The sequence below is a fragment of the Sphingomonas sp. M6A6_1c genome, from assembly GCF_053345135.1.
Genome location: NZ_JBKEZO010000007.1, coordinates 337,343 through 357,096 on the forward strand (window position 1 = coordinate 337,343; position 19,754 = coordinate 357,096).

At 69.6% G+C, this 19,754-nt stretch carries 16 protein-coding genes; 7 read left to right on the top strand and 9 right to left on the bottom strand.

The window, feature by feature from the left end:
• Positions 1-117: 117 nt before the first annotated feature.
• Complete coding sequence (locus tag ACLBWH_RS16870; RefSeq protein WP_447799989.1) at positions 118-1,623, top strand: M23 family metallopeptidase; 1,506 nt, start codon at positions 118-120, stop codon at positions 1,621-1,623.
• Between the two features lie 156 nt (positions 1,624-1,779).
• Here ACLBWH_RS16870 and ACLBWH_RS16875 read toward each other — a convergent pair whose 3' ends face one another.
• The 6 genes from ACLBWH_RS16875 to ACLBWH_RS16900 all read right to left on the bottom strand — a co-directional run bounded on the left by ACLBWH_RS16875 (position 1,780) and on the right by ACLBWH_RS16900 (position 8,604).
• Positions 1,780-3,462, bottom strand: a complete 1,683-nt coding sequence (locus ACLBWH_RS16875; RefSeq protein WP_322848427.1) for an ATP-binding protein — start codon at positions 3,460-3,462, stop codon at positions 1,780-1,782.
• Positions 3,463-3,531: 69 nt separating this feature from the next.
• Positions 3,532-4,302 carry a TIGR02186 family protein gene (locus ACLBWH_RS16880; RefSeq protein WP_447799990.1) on the bottom strand — a complete coding sequence of 257 codons (771 nt, stop codon included), beginning with the start codon at positions 4,300-4,302 and terminating at the stop codon, positions 3,532-3,534.
• Entirely contained in the window at positions 4,299-5,213 is a 915-nt protein-coding gene (locus ACLBWH_RS16885) for a sulfite exporter TauE/SafE family protein (RefSeq protein ID WP_447799992.1), read from the bottom strand. Before ACLBWH_RS16885 ends, ACLBWH_RS16880 begins: the two co-directional genes overlap by 4 nt.
• 40 nt (positions 5,214-5,253) lie before the next feature.
• A complete protein-coding gene (locus ACLBWH_RS16890) occupies positions 5,254-5,919 on the bottom strand; it encodes a hypothetical protein (RefSeq protein ID WP_447799993.1) in 666 nt (221 codons plus the stop codon).
• 377 nt (positions 5,920-6,296) lie between these two features.
• Positions 6,297-7,658, bottom strand: coding sequence for a glycosyl transferase family protein (locus ACLBWH_RS16895; RefSeq protein WP_447799995.1), 1,362 nt, complete (start codon positions 7,656-7,658; stop codon positions 6,297-6,299).
• Between the two features lie 451 nt (positions 7,659-8,109).
• The gene (locus tag ACLBWH_RS16900; RefSeq protein WP_322848422.1) at positions 8,110-8,604 is read right to left on the bottom strand and encodes an outer membrane protein assembly factor BamE; all 495 of its coding nucleotides are present in this window, start codon (positions 8,602-8,604) and stop codon (positions 8,110-8,112) included.
• Positions 8,605-8,727: 123 nt separating this feature from the next.
• Here ACLBWH_RS16900 and ACLBWH_RS16905 point away from each other — a divergent pair, with 123 nt between their 5' ends.
• Together ACLBWH_RS16905 and ACLBWH_RS16910 are read left to right on the top strand one after the other, a co-directional pair.
• Positions 8,728-9,234 carry a ubiquinol-cytochrome C chaperone family protein gene (locus tag ACLBWH_RS16905; RefSeq protein ID WP_322848421.1) on the top strand — a complete coding sequence of 169 codons (507 nt, stop codon included), beginning with the start codon at positions 8,728-8,730 and terminating at the stop codon, positions 9,232-9,234.
• Positions 9,231-9,749 (top strand): DUF177 domain-containing protein, encoded by a 519-nt coding sequence (locus ACLBWH_RS16910; protein WP_447799996.1) that lies wholly within the window; start codon positions 9,231-9,233, stop codon positions 9,747-9,749. Before ACLBWH_RS16905 ends, ACLBWH_RS16910 begins: the two co-directional genes overlap by 4 nt.
• Before the next feature lie 75 nt (positions 9,750-9,824).
• On the opposite strand, the gene ACLBWH_RS16915 is transcribed toward ACLBWH_RS16910, so the two are convergent.
• The 3 genes from ACLBWH_RS16915 to ACLBWH_RS16925 all read right to left on the bottom strand — a co-directional run bounded on the left by ACLBWH_RS16915 (position 9,825) and on the right by ACLBWH_RS16925 (position 14,912).
• On the bottom strand, positions 9,825-10,898 hold the full coding sequence (locus ACLBWH_RS16915; protein ID WP_447799998.1) for an AI-2E family transporter: 1,074 nt from the start codon (positions 10,896-10,898) through the stop codon (positions 9,825-9,827).
• A 733-nt stretch (positions 10,899-11,631) separates the two neighbouring features.
• A complete protein-coding gene (locus ACLBWH_RS16920) occupies positions 11,632-12,171 on the bottom strand; it encodes a SixA phosphatase family protein (RefSeq protein WP_447800000.1) in 540 nt (179 codons plus the stop codon).
• On the bottom strand, positions 12,168-14,912 hold the full coding sequence (locus ACLBWH_RS16925; protein WP_447800001.1) for an ATP-dependent DNA helicase: 2,745 nt from the start codon (positions 14,910-14,912) through the stop codon (positions 12,168-12,170). The genes ACLBWH_RS16920 and ACLBWH_RS16925 overlap by 4 nt, the downstream gene beginning before the upstream one ends.
• A gap of 94 nt (positions 14,913-15,006) precedes the next feature.
• Between ACLBWH_RS16925 and ACLBWH_RS16930 the strand changes: the two genes are divergently transcribed.
• The 4 genes from ACLBWH_RS16930 (at position 15,007) to ACLBWH_RS16945 (ending at position 19,664) form a co-directional block, all read left to right on the top strand.
• Positions 15,007-15,315: a hypothetical protein gene (locus tag ACLBWH_RS16930; protein ID WP_447800003.1), complete on the top strand. Its 309-nt coding sequence runs from the start codon at positions 15,007-15,009 to the stop codon at positions 15,313-15,315.
• Between the two features lie 58 nt (positions 15,316-15,373).
• Positions 15,374-16,969 (top strand): lysine--tRNA ligase, encoded by a 1,596-nt coding sequence (locus tag ACLBWH_RS16935; protein WP_447800004.1) that lies wholly within the window; start codon positions 15,374-15,376, stop codon positions 16,967-16,969.
• Positions 16,970-17,239: 270 nt separating this feature from the next.
• The gene (locus ACLBWH_RS16940; protein ID WP_447800006.1) at positions 17,240-18,448 is read left to right on the top strand and encodes an MFS transporter; all 1,209 of its coding nucleotides are present in this window, start codon (positions 17,240-17,242) and stop codon (positions 18,446-18,448) included.
• Complete coding sequence (locus tag ACLBWH_RS16945) at positions 18,435-19,664, top strand: MFS transporter (protein ID WP_447800007.1); 1,230 nt, start codon at positions 18,435-18,437, stop codon at positions 19,662-19,664. The genes ACLBWH_RS16940 and ACLBWH_RS16945 overlap by 14 nt, the downstream gene beginning before the upstream one ends.
• Positions 19,665-19,754 lie beyond the last annotated feature (90 nt).

The following is a 19,754-nucleotide window of genomic DNA, read 5'->3' on the forward strand; positions in this document are numbered from 1 at the left end:
GCGAGGAGGAGCAACCCGCCTCCCCACCGCACCGGCAAACCCGTCCACCGCAGCGCAACCCCCGGTTAATTTGACTTTAGACTTTGCCCCCCACAGTGCTGCCACCCGACGCCGGGGATGATCGGCGACCAGTTCCACGATGAGGCGCCTTTCCGCGTGTTCCTGCGCACCGACCAAGGTTTCGATCTCGCCGGCGGCACCGCCGCACGGCCGTTCGGTCGCGCGCTCGCCGTGCCGCGCCGGCTCGGGCCGGTCGAGCGGCTGCGCGGGCTCGACTGGACGCCCGATCTCGGCACGCAGATCGGCAGCGGCGATTGGTGGCGCGGCCTCGCCACGCTCGGTACGCTGGTCGGCGCGGTCTGGCTGCTCGCCCCCGGCATCCCGCCGCTGACCGGTGCCACCCCGGCACCGCTCGCCGGCACCGCCTTCGAGGAAAGCCGCGCGCTGGCGATCGCGCCGCTCGCCTGGGGCGGCGACACCGGCCATCGCATGGCGGCGAACGACCTCGTCGCGCCGCTTGCCGAAGCCCCCGAACGGCCCGTCGTCGAGCTCAACGCGACGCTCGGCGAAGGCGACGCTTTCGATCATGTGCTGATGCGCGCCGGCGTCGGCCGCAACGATGCGCGCGCCGCCGCCGGGCTGGTCGCGCAGGCGGTGACGCTCGGCGACATCGCGCCGGGCACGCGCATCGCGCTGACCCTCGGTCGCCGCCCGGCGAAGACGGTGGCGCGCCCGCTCGACAAACTGGCGTTGCGCGCGCGCTTCGACTTGGCGCTCAGCCTCGACCGCAATGCCGGCGGCCTGGTCATGACCCGCAAGCCGATCGCGGTCGACAGCACGCCGCTGCGCATCCAGGGGCTGGTCGGCTCCAGCCTCTACCGCTCGGCGCGCGCCGCCGGTGCGCCGGCGCGCGTCGTCGAAAGCTATATCAAGGCGCTCGCCACCCGCCTGTCGATCGGCCGCGACGTCAGCGCCGCCGACGGCTTCGACCTGATCGTCGAACAACAGCGCGCCGCCACCGGCGAGGTGCGGCTGGGCGATCTGCTCTATGCCGGCATCGACCAGGAGCGGCGCAAGGTGCAATTGGTGCGCTGGGACGACGACGGCAAACCGTCGTGGTTCGACGCGCACGGCCAGAGCGAACGCCGCGGTTTCATGGGCATGCCGGTGGCGGGGCGGATCACCTCGTCGTTCGGCTATCGCATGCATCCGCTGCTCGGCTATCTCAAGATGCACAAGGGGCTCGACATCGGTGCGCCCTATGGAGCGCCGATCTTCGCCGCGCTCGACGGCGTCGTGCAGGGTGCGGGCCGCTCGGGCGGCTACGGCAATTTCGTCAAGCTCGTCCACGGCAGCGGCCTTGCCAGCGGTTACGGCCACATGAGCCGCATCGCGGTGGTACGCGGCGAGCACGTCCGCCAGGGACAGGTGATCGGCTATGTCGGCTCCACCGGCCTGTCGACCGGGCCGCATCTCCACTGGGAAGTCTGGCGCAACGGCCAGACGATCAACCCGCGCTCGATCTCGTTCGCGAGCGTGCAGGCGCTGTCCGGCGAGAGCCTGCGCCGCTTCAAGGCGCGGGTGGCGGGATTGCTCGCGGTCAAACCGGGGCACACCTCTTAAGTCCTCCCCCGCAAGGGGGAGGGGGACCGCCACGCGTCAGCGTGGTGGTGGAGGGGGAGGACAGGGCGGGAGCTTCGTAACAATGCTCCCGCCCTGTCCTCCCCCTCCGTCAGCGCTACGCGCTGCCACCTCCCCCTTGCGGGGGAGGAATTTGTATTAGCGCCCCTGCGCGCGCCAGCGCAGGACGGTGCGCTGGATGATCGCATCCTCGCCGCCCGCATCGCGCCACAGCGCGGAAAATAACGGATCGCCCGACGCCGGGCGCTTGCCCTCTTCGAGCGCGTCGAAGCTCACCCGGATCGGCACCGCGACGCCCTCGCCGCAGATGATCGATTCGCGGTTACGCAGCGCAGGGATCGAATCGAGGAACCCGCGCGCGCCCTCCGGCATCGCCGCGCGCACGAACGCCTGATCGCGCTCGTTGTTGAGGCGCATCGCGATGATCGTGCCGCATTGCGACAGCACGCCTTCCTCCAGATCGGACGGCCGCTGCGTGATCAGCCCCAGGCTGACGCCATATTTGCGCCCTTCCTTGGCGATCCGGCCGAGGATGCGCCCGACCGAGGCGTTGCGCCCTTCGCCGCGCGCGCTGCTTGGAATGTAGCGGTGCGCCTCTTCGCAGACGAGCAGGATCGGTCGCTGCGGCTCGTTGCGCGACCAGATCGCGAAGTCGAACGTCATCCGGCTGAGCACCGCGACGACCACCGAGGTGATCTCCGACGGCACGCCCGATACGTCGATGATCGAGATCGGCTTGCCGCCGCCGGGCATGCGGAAGATCCGCGCGAGGAAGTCGGCCATCGTGTCGGCGACCAGCATCCCCGAGAACATGAAGCTGTAGCGCGGGTCGGCCTTGATCTCGTCGATCCGGCCCTTGAGCCGCAGATAGGGCGAGGTATCGCCGGCACGATCCATCTTGCCCATCTCGGCGCTGATGATGTTGGTGAGGTCGCTGAGCAGATAGGGGATCGGCGCATCGACCGTCAGCTTGGCGATCTCCTGCCCCAGCCGGTTCTTGGCGCGCGCCATCAACAGGCATCGGGCGAGGATGTCGCTGTCGGCCTGGCGATCCCCGCCGCTGGCGGTGACGAACACCTCGCAATGCTCTTCGAGGTTCATCAGCCAATAGGGCATGGCGAGATTGTTGACGTCGTAGATCGCGCCATTGGTGCGGAACGCCGCGGCATATTCGCCATGCGGATCGATCATCACGACATGGCCCTGCGGCGCCAGCTCGCAGATGCGGTGGAGGATCAGCGCCGCCGCGGTCGACTTGCCGGTGCCGGTCGAGCCGACCAGCGCGAAATGCTTGCCGAGCATCGCGTCGACGTAGAGCGAGGCGCGCACGTCGCGGGTCGGATAGACGGTGCCGATCTTGATATGCGGCTGGTCGGCGGCGGAATAGATTTGTTCGAGGTCGCGCGTCGTGATCGCGAAGACGTCGCAGCCGGGGATCGGATAGCGCGTCACGCCGCGGCGGAAATGGTAGAGCTTGCCGGTCAGCCGCTCCTCGTCGCCCTCGCCGAGGAAGTCGATGTCCGCGGCGACCCAGTCGTTGCCCGCGCCGTCCAGCACCAGGCTGCGGATGTTGGCGATCAGCCACGCGCCACCGACGCGCATCTTGATCTGGCCGCCGACCTGCCCGGCGGTGGCGACCACCGGATCGGCATCCTGCGCGACGAGTTCGAGCGCGTTGCGGTCGAACAACACGCGGCTGCCGCCGCCGCCGACCGCCAGGACGCAGCCGATCGCCGCCGGCCCGCCGCCGTGGCCGACCGCCGCCGCCGCCGAAAGGGGCATCGCGCCCGCGAATACGCTCGGGCCGGGCATCTCGGTCATTGCGGCAGCATCCTGTCCATCGTCCGCCGAGCGCTAGCCGGGAGCCGTTAAGATACCGTCATCGCGTCATTATATCCGCCGCGCGATCCACCCGGCGGCAAGCCCCAGCCCGACCGACAGCGCCACTGCCGCCAGCCCGTAGAGGATCGACTGACGCTCGGCGGCACGCGCGACGAAACGCTCGAATCCCGATTTGCGGATGTCGATCTCGCGCACCGCGGCGGCGAGCACGCGGCCGTTGCGGATCAGGAAGGTCTCGGCGGTGAACCGCCCGACCGGCACGCGCGCCGGGATGGTCAGCCGGGCACGATACAGCACGCCCTCGCTGATCTCGACCGCGTGCGGCGCCTCCAGATACAGGCCGGCGCGGCGCTTGAGGTCGACCAGCCCGTGCTGGAACCCCTTTTCGACCGCAATCGCGGTGTTCGATCCGGGCGACAATTGCAGGCTGTCGAGCCCCAGTTCGTAGATCGCGCGGGTGCGCTCGTCGACGATGCGCTGGATCGGCCGCGACGAGGCGAGCGCGTAGAAGCTCGGCACCGAACTGTAGCGCTGATGCTCGGCATTGACCCAGATGCCGGCGACCTTCTTCTTCTCGCGCACCAGCACCGGCTGCGTCGGCCCCTTCACCACGACGACGATGTCGGTCGGCGCCTCGCCGCGCGGCAGGCGGCCGCCGGGGTAGAGGATCGCGCCGAACAGCAGCAATTCGGCACCGGTGAAGCTGTAGGCGATCTCGATGTCGCGCTGCGACACGTCGGGGACGAGCACCGGCTTGTCGGCCGGGGCGGACGCCTGCGCCGACAGCAACAGCGCGGCGAACGGCAGCCAGCGCCTCACGTCAGCTCGACCGTGAAGATCTCCTCCGGCCGCCAGACGAGGCCGAGCAGGATGCGCAGACCGACGAGCAGCACCATGATCGCCAGCGCGAGGCGGAGATATTCGGGCTTTACCTTGGTCGCGAACCGTGCGCCCAATTGCGCGCCGATCACCGAGCCGATCAGCAGCAATCCGGCAAGCACGATGTCGACCGCCTTGGTGGTCAGCGCGTGCACCATCGTCGCCACCGCGGTGACGAACAGCGTCTGGAACAGCGAGGTGCCGACGACGACGCTGGTCGCCATGCCGAGCAGATAGATCATCGCCGGCACCAGGATGAAGCCGCCGCCGATGCCGAGCAAGATCGTCAGGATGCCGGTCCCGAAGCCGAGCAGCAGCGGCGCCAGCGGCGAAATGTAGAGGCCCGAGGCGTAGAAGCGCGTGCGCAGCGGCAGCGCGGCGACGAGCGGATGATGGCGGCGCTTGCGCGGCTTCACCGGCCGCCGCCCCCGCGCGACGCCGATCGCGCCGATCGATTCGCGCGCCATCAGCGTGCCGATCGAGCCGAGCATGACGACATAGACGACGCCGATCACGGTATCGATCTGGCCGCTCGCCTGCAGCAGGCGGAAGATCCACGCGCCCGCGAAACTGCCGACGATGCCGCCCGCGACGAGCACGCCGCCCATCTTGGTGTCGACGCCGTTGCGCCCGAAATGCGCGATCACGCCCGATACGCTCGCGCCGGTCACCTGACTCGCGGAGGAGGCGGCGGCGACGGTCGGCGGGATGCCGTAGATGATCAGCAGCGGCGTGGTGAGAAAGCCGCCGCCGACCCCGAACATCCCTGACAATAGCCCGACGCCGCCGCCGAGCAGCACGATGACGAGCGCGTTGACCGACAGATTGGCGATGGGAAGATAGACGTGCACGGGGCGGCTTTATACGCGGCTGGCGGCTGCGGACCAGCCGTCACCAGCCGGTTCCGAGCGACAAAGCCGGCCCCGACCCCGGCCGCGACGGCCCCGCGACGCGCTGCCGCCAATCTGCGGCGAGGCGCATGCGCGGTTCGAGGGGGAGGACGAGGCCGAAAGTCGGCCCGATGTCGAGCCTCCCCGCACCGGGCTGGACCCCGCCCCACAGGCTGGCCCCGGCGTCGATCGTGACACGGCGGATCGCGCCGAGCGGACGGGCGGCGCGCAGCGCCCCATCGGCGAAGAAACCACCGCCGCGCCGGACGACCACACCGGATTGGCCATAGCCTTCCAGCACCAGATCGCGCCTGACCGGCGTCGGCCCGAACCCTCCGACCAGCCCGAGCATCGGCCCGCTCGCACCGCCGTCGACCGCGAGCCGCTGTTCGGCGAGGATATGGAGCGGCGCGCGCGTCGGCTGCCAGTCGATCCCCAGCGCGATCTCCTTGCCCGTACCGGCAAGCGGCGCCGATACCCGTGCGGACAGCGCTACGTGCTGCGCGCTATCCAGCGGATAGGTCAGCCGCAATCCCGCCTGCGATCCACCAATCTGGCTTGCCGGCACGCTCGCCTCGCCACCGGCGCGGACGATCAGCCAGCCGCTGCCGGCCGCCCGACGAAGGATCGGCGGCGGCGGCAGGGCGACCAGCGCCAGCCTCGCCACGGGTATGATGACGTTGCGCTCGTGCAGGGGGCCGGGTGGCGCGCCGGTCAGGGGCGGCGTTGGCGTCAGCGCGATGTCGATCGGCGGCTGCGGAACCTGGCGTCGTGTCTGGACCTCCCGGGATGCCCGTACGATGCCGACGGGCTCCGGAATCCTCCTGTCACGGGACGCCGGCTGCTCCGCGGGAACAGGAACAACCATAGCGGCATCCGATCGGGCCCGGCGCTTGCGGGAAGAAGCCGCCATCCGCCGCTCGCGACCGCCGTTCAGCGCCGTCGGCGCCCAATCCGTGACGTCACGGCGCCAGACATCCGTCACCCGCAATCCCGTCCAGAACCCGAGCCATAGCAGCAGGAACCGGAACGGCCGGCTGGCCTTCATCCCAGCGCGTGGATGTCGGGAAACGCATGGACCGTCTTGTCCCACACCGGCACGTCCCCGCGCAGGAACTGCCCGTAGCGGCGTAGCGCCAGCCGTGTCGCGAGCAAGGCGATGATGTTGCCGACGACGACCCGCGGCACCGACCGGCACGCCTCGCACCAGCCGTACGCGCTTCCCGTGCACGCGATCCGGACCACCACGCGCCAGAGGAGCAGCAGCGTCGTCGTCCACCGCAACCAGCCGGCAAGAGGCAGCCCGGTATCGCGGGCGCCGGTCAGCCAGTGGAGCGCCGTGGTCATCACCAGCAACACGATCGCACCATAAGCGACACCGAGCACCACCACCGAAACCAGCGCTCGCCGGTCACGCATCCGCATCCAGTGATCGGCAAACGCCCCCGGCAGTCCCCAACCGATCCGGTCCCAGCCCGCCAGCGCGATACCGGTCATCCAACGCGCCTTTTGCCGGATCGCGGTTTGAAGCGTCTCGGGGAAATAGGCCCGGACCGCGACGAGGCCGCCATCGCGCCGGTCCCATATCCGCGCGAAACAGACGCCGCCGCCACGCCCGGCGATGTGAAGGCCGAGTTCGTAATCCTCGGTAAGGCAGGACGCATCGAACGACGCGCCGCCGCGCTCGACCGCGATTTCGGTGAAGATATCCGTCCGGATCGCGCATCCGGTGCCCGCCAGCGGCAACGGCGCGCCGAGCAACGCGCGCACCGGCTGCTGTATGCCATGCGCATAGGCGAACTCGTCGGCATAATGGCCCGACACCAACGATCCCGGTCGGATCAGCGGCACGACCGGCACCTGCACCACCGCATAGGTCTGCAACAGCGCATCGAAGACCCGCAATTCCGCGGGGTGGACGACATCCTCGGCGTCATGGATGACGATCGCCTCGGTCCGGCGGTCCGCGGCGGCGTCGTCCCGGTCCAGCGCGACCCACAATGTATTGAGGCAATCCGCCTTGGTCGTCGGGCCAGGACGCGTGCCGACGACAACGCTGATGCGCGGATCGCGGCGGGCCATGTCCCGTGCCGCCCCGATCGTCGCGGGATCGTTGGGATAGACACCGACGTAGACGCGATAGTCCGGATGATCGAGCCGCGCCGTCGTCGCCGCCAGCATCGCGCCGATCACCGCCTCTTCGCGCCACGCTGCGACGAAGACCGCGAACGATCCGGACACCGCGCGTTCGGGCAGATCGCTCACCCACCGGCGCGGTGCCCGCCAGTGCCGCAGCCGATCGATGAAGAAACAGATGTCGACACCCAGATCGTCGATCCCGCCAATCAGCAACCAGGTCGCGGCGAACAACATCGACTCGCGAACGGCGCCGTCCAAGAAGAACATCAGAAAATCCAAGACCCCCGCCCCACATTTCCGGATGACACCCTCCGTTATGGATGATGTTTCGGCAAGAGGAATCGATTAAGCCCTTAGGAATACTGAAGCTTCATTATCGAGCACGCATGCACGCCAGCATCCTTAGCTTGCAATTCCAATATCATGCACGCCAGTGGGGAAATACGATGCACGAGAGCAGCACCGGACACACCCGGCGAACGACGGGCATCGCGGCCAATGGCGCCTGCAACGCGACCGCCGCGACCTGAACGCACCCACCGGAACGTTCGTCGCTGCGCACAAAAATTGCGTCTTGCTGTCGCAACCGTGCGAACCATTCCGTGGTCGGCGCGTTACTCGCCACTGATCCCTTTTCCCCTTTCGGGATCAGTGCCGGTCCAAGCACGGCACGGTCGCGCCGATGTGTAGCAGGCGGCGCGACCAACGTGCTGGAAGGTCAGGGCGTGTCGCGCCCGCCGCCGGTGCCGCGACCCGCGCCGCCACCCGCGCCCGCCGCACCGACCGTGCCGATGTTGCCGAACAGATCCTCGAAGAAGCCGCGCTTGCGCCCCAGCGTCGGCGTCGTTTTGCCGTAGGGATCGATGCTGGCGATCTGCTCCACGCCGGTGCGCGTCACCGTCTTGACCGTGCCGTTGGGATCGAAGCTGATCTTCAGCGCGATCTGGTCCTTGGCCTTGGGCTTCTGGAAGTTGAGGTTGCGGCTGTCGCGCGCGACATAATACCAGTCCCGCGTGCCGAACTGGCTGGCGATCGTCGGCTGGCCGAGCGTGCTCGCCACCGACTGGCGATTGTCGACGCCGGGCTGCACCGAATTTACCAGATCGGCATCGATGATATAGCCCTGATGCGACCGCAGCGGCGCGCAGGCGCCCATGGCGACGGTCAGCCCGAGGGTCAGCCCGAGGCCGATACGGGCAAAGGATACGCTCATCACTATCTCCAGCGGCAGCGCCACGCCATGTCGATTGCATCGCCCGCCGATCGCCTCGATATGCGAAGCACGGGCGGGCTTCAAGCGCCGGGGCCATGTTGGCGCGATTGGTGAGGATATGCCGTGGGTTGGTGGGGACGATTGTTCGGGGAACGTCGCGAGGAGGCGTTGCCGCTCTACAATGCGGTGGTAACGCGCGGACGGGCCGAACGCTGGTATCTGGCCGGCGGCGTCCCCGACACGGTCGACGGCCGCTTCGACATGATCGCCGCAGTGCTGGCGATGGTGCTGCTGCGGCTGGAGCGCGAACCCGCCGCGGCGGCGCTGTCGGCGCATCTCACCGAGCGGTTCGTCGACGACATGGACGGGCAATTGCGCCAGATGGGTATCGGCGACATCGTCGTCGGCAAGCATATCGGGAAGATGATGAGCATGCTCGGCGGCCGGATCGGCGCCTATCGCGACGGGCTGGCGGCGGGTGATCTTGCCCCCGCGCTGGTCCGCAACCTCTATCGCGGGGCAGCGCCGGCGCCGCAGGCGCTGGCCGCCGTCGCCGCCGACCTGACCGCGCTGCACGGCGCGCTCGCCGCGACCCCGCTCGACCGCCTCGTTGCCGGAGACCTGCCATGACCCCCGAATTCAGCCGCCCGGAACGACTCGACGCGATCGGCGCGGGCGAGCGCGAGGTGCGCATTGCCGCCACCGAGGCCGAACGGGCAGCACTCGCAATGCGCTTCGGCGTGCTGTCGGTGGAACGGCTGGACGCCAGTTTTCGGGTCAAGCGCGAGACGGCGGGAATCGCGGTGCGCGGCCGCGTCACCGGCGCGTTGGTGCAGGCCTGTACGGTGACGGGCGTGCCGCTCGACGCCACGATCGACGAACCGGTTGCGCTGCTGTTCGTCGAGGCGCTCGACGATCAGGAGGAGGTCGAGCTCGACGCCGGCGCGCTCGACACGGTCGAGATCGAGGGCGGTGCGGTCGACCTCGGCGAGGCGGCGGCGGAGACGATGGCGCTCGCGCTCGATCCCTTCCCGCGCAGCCCCGACGCCGAGGCGGTGCTGCGCGAGGCCGGCGTGATCAGCGAGGACGATCATCGCCCGTACAGTCCGCTACAGGACCTCAAGGCGCTGATGGAGAAGCGGTAACGCTTCTACCCCGCCCCCCATTCGTCATCCCGGCGAAGGCCGGTATGACGAACGGATGCGCGGTACACGCAACCCCTACGCCGCCTCCGCCCCGCGCCCGCCATGGCGCTGTTCGGTCAGGATCTGCCAGCCGGTGATGAACAGCGCGGCGACCAGCGGACCGACGACGATGCCGCTGATCCCCGCGACCTCGATCCCGCCCAGCGTCGTCACCAGCACCAGCCAATCGGGTATCCCGGTATCGCGCCCGACCAGGATCGGCCGCAGGATATTGTCGGCGAGCCCGATCACCGCGACGCCCGAGACGACGACGACGACGCCCTGCCACACCGCACCGGTGGCGAGCAGGTAGATCGCGACCGGCACCCAGACCAGCGCGGGGCCGATCGCGGGCAGCAACGCCGCCAGCGCCATGAACAGGCCCCACAACAGCGCCGCCGGCACGCCGACGATCCAGAAGGTCACCGCGCCCAATGCGCCCTGCACCAGCGCGACGACGACCGACCCCTTGATCGTCGCGCGGACGACGGCGACGAACTTGTCGATCAACCGGTCGGCGACCGGCCGTTCCAGCGGCAGCGCGTCGCGGATCACCGGACCGAGCCGGTCGCCGTCGCGCAGCAGGAAGAAGGTGACGTACAGCCCGACGCCGAAGGCGAGCAGGAACGCCGCGGCATTGCGCCCGATCGACAGCGCCTGCGACGCGATCGACTGGAAGCTGCTGCGCAGGCCCTGCGCGATCCGCGCCTGCGCGGTGTCGAAGCTGCCCAGCCCGGCGCGGTCGAGCGGATGCTGCACCCATTGCGGCAATGCGTCGTGCACCTGTTGGAAATAGCGCGCGAAATCGATCTGGCCGCTCTGCACCTTGGCATAGACGCCGGCCGATTGGTCGACGACCATGCCGGTGATCGCCAATGCCGGGATGATCACCGCGACGAGGATGATCAGCAAGGTCGCCGCCGCCGCCCAATTGCGTCGCCCCGGCATCTTGGCGAGCAGCCAGTGGAACAGCGACTGGAACAGGATCGCCGCGAGCACGCTCCACAGCAGCGCCGCGATGAACGACGATACGACGAGCAACAGCCCGCCGCTGATCAGCGCCAGAAACAGGATCAGCCCGCCCGATTCGAGCCGTCGTCTATCGATCACGTCGTTCCCCTTCGTCGTCCGTCCCCGTGCGGACCGGGGCAAGAACCCGTCAGGACCGTTTCGGGTCCGTCTCGGTCCTGCGCTGAATCACGCGAAGGCGCGAAGCCGCGAAGAAGAAGATTTGTTCGCGCGGAGGCGCGGAGGCGCGGAGGGGTCGCGCCTGAGGGACGGGCACCGCGCATCACAAGCGTGGTCCTGACCAGATTCGCGCGCAGAGGCGCAGAGGGACAAGCGCGATTTCATCGCGATGCCGATTCGCGCCAGAGAGATGAAGCGCCTTCGGCGCAACGGGCGTGCCTCTCAGCGTCCTCTGCGCCTCTGCGCGCAAAAATCCTTCTTCTCTCCGCGCCTCCGCGCCTCCGCGTGAACCAATCTCCTTCGCGTCTTCGCGTCTTCGCGTGAATCAACTCGCAACCGAGTTTGCCCCCCACGAGCGCTGATTGTCACGCGAAGCCGCGAAGAAGAAGAGTTGTTCGCGCGGAGGCGCGGAGGCGCGGAGGGGTCGCGCCTGTGGGGCGGTCACCGCGCATCACAAGCGTGGTCCTGACCAGATTCGCGCGCAGAGGCGCAGAGAGATGAGCGAGATTTCAACTGGATGTCGATTCGCCAGAGAGATGAAGCGCCTCCGGCGCAACGGCGCGCCTCTCTGCGTCCTCTGCGCCTCTGCGCGCACAATCCTTCTTCTCTCCGCGCCTCCGCGTGAACCGATCTTCTTCGCAGGCTCGCGTGAAGATCAGCGTTCGTCGGGGCCGAGGCTAGGATCGAGATCGCGCGGCCGTACGAACCGGCGCAGATCACCGCCGCCCACCGCCACCGCCGACCAGTCGGCGATGTCGAAGCGCATCTCCGCCAGCGTCGCGGTCGGGTATTTCTCCTCGACCAGCGCGCGCAGCCCGTCGGGAGCCGCCGGCACCAGCATCAGCACCAGATCCTCGAGCCCCGGATTGTGCCCGACCAGCAGCACGTGCTCCGCGGCGGCGGGCAGTTCGTGCACCACGTCGAGCAAGGTCGCCGCCGAGGCGAGATAGATGCGCCGTTCCCAGACGGGCGCCAGCGTGCGGCCATAGCCCGCAACCACCGCGTCGAGCGTCTCCCCGACGCGCACCGCGGGCGAGGCGACGACGTGATCGAACGCCAGGTCGAGCGACCGCATGTTTCGCCCCACCGTCTCGGCGGCGCGCTTGCCCTTGGCGTTGAGCGGACGGTCGAAATCGCGGGTCACCGGATCGTCCCAGCCGGACTTGGCGTGGCGCAGCAGCGTCAGCGTCTTCAACCGGCGTCTCCGTGGGCAATCGCGGGAGCCGCCTCTTGCCCGATACGGTCCGATAAGGAAAGCCGCGCCTGCACCCGCGCCACCGCTTCGTCGAGCGTCACCCGCGCGATCCCGACGCCGGGCGGAAACGCCGACAGCAGCCGCGACGGCATCGCCGAAGACAGCATCACGAACGCGCCGCGGTCGTCGGCGCGGCGGATCAGCCGCCCGAACGCCTGCGCCAGCCGCGCGCGCACGATGCGATCGTCATAGGCCGATCCGCCCCCCGCCAGCCGCCGCGCGGCGTGCAGCACGCTCGGCTTGGGCCAGGGCACGCCCTCCATCACCACCAGCCGCAGCGACGATCCCGGCACGTCGACGCCGTCGCGCAGCGCGTCGGTGCCGAGCAGCGAGGCGTGCGGATCGTCGCGGAAGATATCGACCAACGTGCCGGTATCGATCGGATCGACGTGCTGCGCGTGCAGCGGCAGCCCCTCGCGCGCCAGCCGGTCGGCGATCCGCCCGTGCACGCCGCGTAAGCGCCGGATCGCGGTGAACAGCCCCAGCGTACCGCCGCCCGCGGCGACGATCAGCCGCGCATAGGCATTGGCGAGCGCGGGCAGGTCGCCGCGCTTGACGTCGGTGACGATCAGCACCTCGGCATTGGCGGGATAGTCGAACGGGCTCTTCGCCTCGAACCGCGACGGCGCGCGGGCGAGATGCGGCGCGCCGACGCGCGCTTCCGCTGTTTCCCACCGTTCAGACTCATCGGCACCGCCGCCGGTCAGCGTCGCCGAGGTGACGAGCGCACCGTGCGCGGGCTTCAGCACGATCTCGGCGAACGGCCGCGTCGGATCGAGCCAGTGGCGGTGCAGGCCGATGTCATATTCGCGCCCCTCGATCCGGTCGACCGCGAGCCAGTCGACGTGCGCCGGATCGACCGGGCCGCCGACGCGCGCGAGCAGCGACAGCCACGCCGCCACCGTCTCGGCGCGCCAGCCGATCGAGGCGATCGCGCCCTCGACGCGCGCGCGCGCCGGCGCATCCATCCAGTCGGGTGCCTCGGCGAGCACCGCCTCCAGCCGCCGCCCCAGCGTCACCAGCGGGCGCACCAGCGCATCGAGCGCCGCCGCGGCGGGCGCCGCCGCCTCGATCAGCTCGGGGGTCGGCTCGGCGAGTTCGGTCTCCAGCCCGTAACCGGCATCGCCCGGCTGTTCGGCGCGCGCATAGGTCAGCCCGCGGACGGCAGCGAGCAGATGCTCGATCGGCCCGAACGGCGCGCCTTCGTTGATCCGCCCCAGCCAGCCGTCGCTGGCGAGGTGCCGCGACGCCTCGATCGCATCCTGGATCGCGATGCCGCCCTGTTCGTCGTAACTGGCAACGTCGGACAGGCGTGCCTGCAGCCCGCGCCGCCGGCCGCGCCCGCCGCTTTCCGGCCCTAGGATCCAGCGCCTGAGCTCGATCGTCTCCTGCCCGGTCAGCGCGGTGGCGAACATCGAATCCGCCGCCTCGAACAGATGATGGCCCTCGTCGAAGACGTAGCGCGTCGGCCGCGTCGTCGTCTCGCGGCCGCGTGCGGCATTGACCATCACGAGCGCATGGTTGGCGATCACGACGTCCGCCTCCGCCGAGGCGCGCGCGGCGCGCTCGATGAAGCATTTGCGGTAATGCGGGCAGCCGGCATAGACGCATTCGCCGCGCCGGTCGGTCAGCGCGGTCGGGCCGTTGCGACGAAACAGCGTCGGCAGCCAGCCGGGCAGGTCGCCGCCGACCATGTCGCCGTCGGCGCTATACGCCGCCCAGCGCGCCACCAGTTGCGCGAGAATCGCGGCGCGGCCGGCGAAGCCGCCCTGCAACGCATCCTCCAGATTGAGCAGGCACAGATAATTCTCGCGGCCCTTGCGCGTCACCACCTTCTGCCGGCGCAATGCCGGGTCGGGGAACAGCCGCTCGGTCTCCTTCGACAATTGCCGTTGCAGCGCCTTGGTATAAGTGCTGATCCACACCGCGCCGCCGGCCCGCTCCGCCCACAGCGAGGCGGGCGCGAGATAGCCTAACGTCTTGCCGATCCCCGTCCCCGCCTCGGCGAGCACCAGATTGGGCGCGTCGCGCATCGCGCGCGGGGCGAAGGCATCGGTCGCCGCCGCGGCGAAGGCGCGCTGGCCGAGCCGCTCCTCGGCACCGTGACCGGTGAGGTCGGCGAGCCGCGCCTCGGCATCGGCCGGCGGGATCGCCACGGTCAGCGGTGCCGGTCGCGGCGCCTGCTCCTCCCATTCGGGCAGCGTCGCGAACAGCCAGCGCTCGTTGACCTGCGGCTTGGCGAGCAGCGGTCCGATCGCCGGCGCCCAAGGCCAGCGCAACCGGCCGAGCGACTGCGCCGCGGTCCATGCGCCCTCGCGCTCGGGCCAGTCGCCCTGGGGCACCGCGAGCAGCGCCGCCGCCGCCTCGCGCAGGAAGGCGGCGACGCCCTCGTCGGTGTCGGGCGGCGACAGGTCGACCGCGCGCGCCAGACCCTTGGGCGTCGGCACCGCGAACCGCGCCGGATACAGAAAGGCGAACAGCTCGAGCAGGTCGAGCCCCGACAATTCGGGATAGCCGAGCCTTTGCCCGACCAGCGGCGCGTTGAGCAGGATCACCGGCGTATCGGCGGCGATGCGGATCGCCTCGCCGCGCCCGATCGGCCGCGTGCCCTCGGCAGTGGCGATCCAGATGCCGCCATGGCTGGCGTGGAGGGCGGGATAAGGGATCACGGCATCGGCCATAAAGGTCGGGAACAGAATGGCAACCGCCGCCGGGTGCAACCGGACCGTCGGCCGGACGTTTGGCAGCGATCATCTGTTCGAAAAGGTCCGGTTCATGCGTACTCTGCTCTTCGCGCTCGGCGCGGCCTCACTCGCCCTTCCCGCCAGCATCGCGCTGCCGGTCAGCAAGGCGGAGGCGCGCCATCATTATCGCAATTCGCACGAGCGCGGCTATCGCCACGTCAAGCGCTGCCGCCATTCGGGCGGCACCACCGGCCTCGTCGCGGGCGGCGTCGGCGGCGCGCTGCTCGGCAATTCGGTGCTCGGCCATGGCGCGCTCGGCACCGTCGGCGGTGCCGTCGGTGGCGCCTTCGCCGGCCGCGCGATCGACCGCACGATCACCGCCAAGGACCGCTGCCGCTAAGTCGCTTCTGCCAAGGGAGTTGCCGTGAGCGCGCGGGGTGCTTAGTCCCGCGCGCATCATGACCGACACCGACCTGCGCACAGAAAGCCTCAGAACGGCTGCCCTCGACTCCAAGGCCTGGCCCTTTGAGGAGGCGCGCAAGCTCCTCAAGCGCTACCCCGACGGCAAGTCCGGTGGTGCACCGATCCTGTTCGAGACCGGCTATGGCCCCTCGGGCCTGCCGCATATCGGCACGTTCAACGAAGTGCTGCGCACGACGATGGTGCGCAACGCCTTCCACGCGCTCTCCGACCAGCCGACGCGGCTGATCGCGTTCAGCGACGATATGGACGGCCTGCGCAAGGTCCCCGACAACGTCCCCAACGGCGACATGCTGCGCGAACATCTCGGCAAGCCACTGACGCGCATCCCCGATCCGTTCGGCAAGTTCGACAGCTTCGCCGCGCACAATAATGCGATGCTGCGCCAGTTCCTCGACCGCTTCGGCTTCGACTACGACTTCGCCTCGTCGACCGACTATTACGAGGGCGGCCGGTTCGACGACGCGATTAAGAGCGTGCTGCGCCACTATCAGGGCATCCTCGACGTCATGCTGCCGACGCTGCGCGCGGAGCGCCGCGGCACCTATTCGCCGGTGCTCCCCGTCAGCCCAACGACCGGCATCGTGCTGCAGGTGCCGGTCGAGGTGGTCGACGCGCAAGCCGGCACGATCGCCTTCACCGACGAGAGCGGCGAGCGCATCGTTCAGTCGGCGCTCGGCGGCCTGTCCAAGCTGCAATGGAAGGTCGACTGGGCGATGCGCTGGGTCGCGCTCGGCGTCGATTACGAGATGGCGGGCAAGGACCTAATCGATTCGGTGACGCAAAGCTCGAAGATCGCGCGCGTGCTCGGCGGCCGTCCGCCCGAAGGCTTCAACTACGAAATGTTCCTCGACGAAAAGGGCGAGAAGATCTCCAAGTCGAAGGGCAATGGCCTCAGCCTCGACCAATGGCTGACCTATGGCCCCGAGGAGAGCCTCGCCTTCTTCGCCTATCGCGAGCCCAAGAAGGCCAAGGCGCTGCATTTCGGCGTCATCCCGCGCGCGGTCGACGATTACTGGCAGTTCCGCGGCAATTATCCGACACAGGCGATCGCGCAGCGGCTCGGCAACCCGGTCCATCATGTCCACGACGGCAAGGTGCCGACCGCGACGCTGCCCGTCACCTTCGGCCTGTTGCTCAACCTCGTCGGCGTGATGGGCGAGGCGAGCAAGGAGCAGGTCTGGGGCTATCTGCGCAACTACGTCCCCGACGCGACGCCCGAGCGCGATCCCGAACTCGACCGGCTGATCGGCTATGCGCTGGCTTATGCCCGCGATTTCGTCGCGCCGACGCTCAAGCGCCGTGCGCCCGAGGGCGTCGAGGTCGCGGCGCTGCGCCGGCTCGACGCCGACCTCGCCGCCTTGCCCGCCGAGGCGAGCGCCGAGGATATCCAGAACGTCGTCTACGAGATCGGCAAGACCGCCGGCTTCGACACGCTGCGCGACTGGTTCAAGGCGCTGTACGAGACGCTGCTGGGCTCCGAACAAGGCCCCCGCATGGGCAGCTTCATCGCGCTCTACGGCATCGACAACAGCCGCACGCTGATCGCCGAGGCGCTGGCGAAGGCCTCTTAATTCCTCCCGTGCCAAGAGTGCCGGGTTGAACGGCCCCCGGCCGTTCAAGATCATGCCGGGGGCATGATCGACCCGGCACTGTGGCAGGCCGAAGGCCTGACGGAGGGGGAGGATACGGTGAGCTCGCCGTATGCGGAAACGCCCCCTCCACCATTCGCTTAAGCGAATGGTCCCCCTCCCCCGCTGCGCGAGGGAGGACTTTGCGGCGGAACCTCCCCCGCCCTCCGCCCGTTGCTTGCTGCATTGCAGCAACGGCGGCTAAGACACCTCATGACCCTACGCCAAACCGCCGAGGCCCATCCGGGCCTCGTCCACCTCGCGCTCGCCGTCGGCGGATTCGCGATCGGCACGACCGAATTCGCGGCGATGAGCCTCGAACCCGATCTCGCGCGCGGGCTCGGCATCGATGCGCCGACCGTCGGTCATGTCATCAGCGCTTATGCGCTGGGCGTCGTCGTCGGCGCGCCGACGATCGCGGTGCTCTCGGCCAGGATGTCGCGGCGCACGTTGCTGATCGGGCTGATGGCGTTGTTCGCGATCGGCAATTGCCTGTCGGCACTCGCGCCGAGCTATGGCTGGATGCTCGTCTTCCGCTTCCTCGCCGGGCTGCCGCACGGCGCCTATTTCGGCATCGCCTCGCTGGTCGCCGCCTCGCTGGTGCCCGCCGACCGGCGGACGCAGGCGGTGGGAAGGGTGATGCTCGGCCTCACCGTCGCGACGATCGTCGGCGTGCCCTTCGCCACTTTGCTCGGGCAGGTCGCGAGCTGGCGCTGGGTGTTCGGGCTGGTAGCATTGCTGGCGCTCACCACTGCCGGCCTCGTCGCGCTGCTCGCGCCGATCGACGCGCCCGACCGCGACGCCAGCCCCTTGCGCGAACTCACCGCGCTGCGGCGCACGCAGGTCTGGCTGACGCTCGGCACCGGCGCGATCGGCTTCGGCGGCATGTTCGCGGTCTACACCTATCTCGCCGCGACCCTGGTCGATATCACCGGCCTCGCGCCGCGCAGCGTGCCGCTGATGCTCGCGGTGTTCGGCACCGGCATGACGCTCGGCAACCTCGTCGTGCCGCGGTTCGCCGACCGCGCGCTGATGCCGACCGCGGGGGCGCTGCTGCTCTGGTCGGCCGGCGCGCTGTTGCTCTATCCGCTCGCCGCGGGCAACGTCTGGACGATGACGCTCGACGTGTTCGCGATCGGCCTCGGCGGGGCGCTCGGCACCGTGCTCCAGACGCGGCTGATGGACGTCGCCGGCGACGCGCAGTCGCTCGCCGCCGCGCTCAACCATTCGGCGTTCAACACCGCCAATGCGATCGGGCCGTGGCTCGGCGGCCTCGCCATCGCCGCCGGCTTCGGCTGGACCGCGACCGGCATCGTCGGGTGCGGGCTGGCGCTCGGCGGGCTCGCGATCTGGGCGATCTCGCTGATCGTCGAGCGCGGCCTGCCGGCATTCGCGGTCGGGCGGCGCCATGCCCGCCAGTGAGCCGAGGCTGGCGAAGGGGACGCCCGCCTATCGGCGGCTGACGCTCGCCATGCTGTTCGCCGGCTTCTCGACCTTCTCGTTGCTCTATTCGGTGCAGCCGCTGCTGCCGCTGTTCGCCGCCGATTATCATCTCAGCGCCGAGGCGGCGTCGCTGGCGGTGTCGCTCGCCACCGGGCCGCTCGCGATCGGCATCCTGTTCGCCGGCATCCTCTCCGACCGTGTCGGGCGGCGGCCGCTGATGGTCGCCGCGATGTTCGCCGCCGGCGCGCTGACCCTCGCCGCCGCGCTGGTGCCGGGCTGGACCGCGCTGCTCGCGCTGCGGCTGCTCACCGGCGTCGCGCTCGCCGGCGTGCCCGCGGTGGCGATGGCCTATGTCGCCGAAGAGGTCGATGTCGCCTCGGTCGGCGCGGCGATGGGGCTCTACATCGCCGGCAGCGCGATCGGCGGCATGGGCGGGCGGCTCGTCGCCAGCCTCGTCGCCGATATCGCCGACTGGCGCTGGGCCCTGGGCAGCGTCGGCCTCGCCGGCCTCGTCATGGCGGAGGCGTTCCGCCGCCTCGCGCCGCCGTCGCGCGGCTTCGTCGCCGGTGGCGGCGGCAGCCTGCTCGCCGGCGCCGCCGCACTGTTCCGCGACCGCGCGCTGCCGCTGCTCTATGCCGAGGCGTTCCTGCTGATGGGCGTTTTCGTCACCATCTACAATTACGCCGGCTTCCGCCTGCTCGCCCCGCCCTACGGATTGAGCCAGGCCGCGGTCGGCGGCGTCTTCCTGCTCTACATCCTCGGCTCGGCGAGTTCGGCACTGTTCGGATCGTTCGCCGGCACCGTCGGGCGGCGGCGCGTGTTCTGGCTGCCGATCGTGCTGCTCATCGCCGGCGTCGCCGCCACCGAGGCGCGCGCGCTGACGCTCGTCATCCTCGGCATCGCCCTGGTCACGATCGGCTTCTTCGGCGCGCATTCGATCGCCAGCGCCTGGGTCGGCCGCCGCGCGCGCGCCAACCGCGGCCAGGGCGCCGCTTTCTACCTGTTCTTCTATTATCTGGGATCGAGCGTGCTCGGCTCGGCCGGCGGCTTCGCCTGGACGCACGCCGGCTGGCCGGGCGTCGCGCTGTTCTGCCTCGCGCTCGGCGGCCTCGCGCTGCTGCTCGGCATCGTGCTCGCGCGCATTCCGCCGTTGCCCGACCCCGAAATCCGCCGGCCTGCCGCGGTCGAGCCGTGAGGCGATGAGTCGTTCTTGACGGCGGGATAGCTTTTCTTCCTATTCCCACTAAGCCGATAGGATATCTTCCACGGTGGAGGTATCGGACGA

Bases quoted from the DNA above. Each gene is read 5' to 3' on its own strand.
- ACLBWH_RS16870 (WP_447799989.1), top strand. From the start codon at position 118: ATGATCGGCGACCAGTTCCACGATGAGGCGCCTTTCCGCGTGTTCCTG.
- ACLBWH_RS16875 (WP_322848427.1), bottom strand. From the start codon at position 3,462: ATGACCGAGATGCCCGGCCCGAGCGTATTCGCGGGCGCGATGCCCCTT.
- ACLBWH_RS16895 (WP_447799995.1), bottom strand. From the start codon at position 7,658: ATGTTCTTCTTGGACGGCGCCGTTCGCGAGTCGATGTTGTTCGCCGCG.
- ACLBWH_RS16900 (WP_322848422.1), bottom strand. From the start codon at position 8,604: ATGAGCGTATCCTTTGCCCGTATCGGCCTCGGGCTGACCCTCGGGCTG.
- ACLBWH_RS16910 (WP_447799996.1), top strand. From the start codon at position 9,231: ATGACCCCCGAATTCAGCCGCCCGGAACGACTCGACGCGATCGGCGCG.
- ACLBWH_RS16925 (WP_447800001.1), bottom strand. From the start codon at position 14,912: ATGGCCGATGCCGTGATCCCTTATCCCGCCCTCCACGCCAGCCATGGC.
- ACLBWH_RS16930 (WP_447800003.1), top strand. From the start codon at position 15,007: ATGCGTACTCTGCTCTTCGCGCTCGGCGCGGCCTCACTCGCCCTTCCC.
- ACLBWH_RS16935 (WP_447800004.1), top strand. From the start codon at position 15,374: ATGACCGACACCGACCTGCGCACAGAAAGCCTCAGAACGGCTGCCCTC.
- ACLBWH_RS16940 (WP_447800006.1), top strand. From the start codon at position 17,240: ATGACCCTACGCCAAACCGCCGAGGCCCATCCGGGCCTCGTCCACCTC.
- ACLBWH_RS16945 (WP_447800007.1), top strand. From the start codon at position 18,435: ATGCCCGCCAGTGAGCCGAGGCTGGCGAAGGGGACGCCCGCCTATCGG.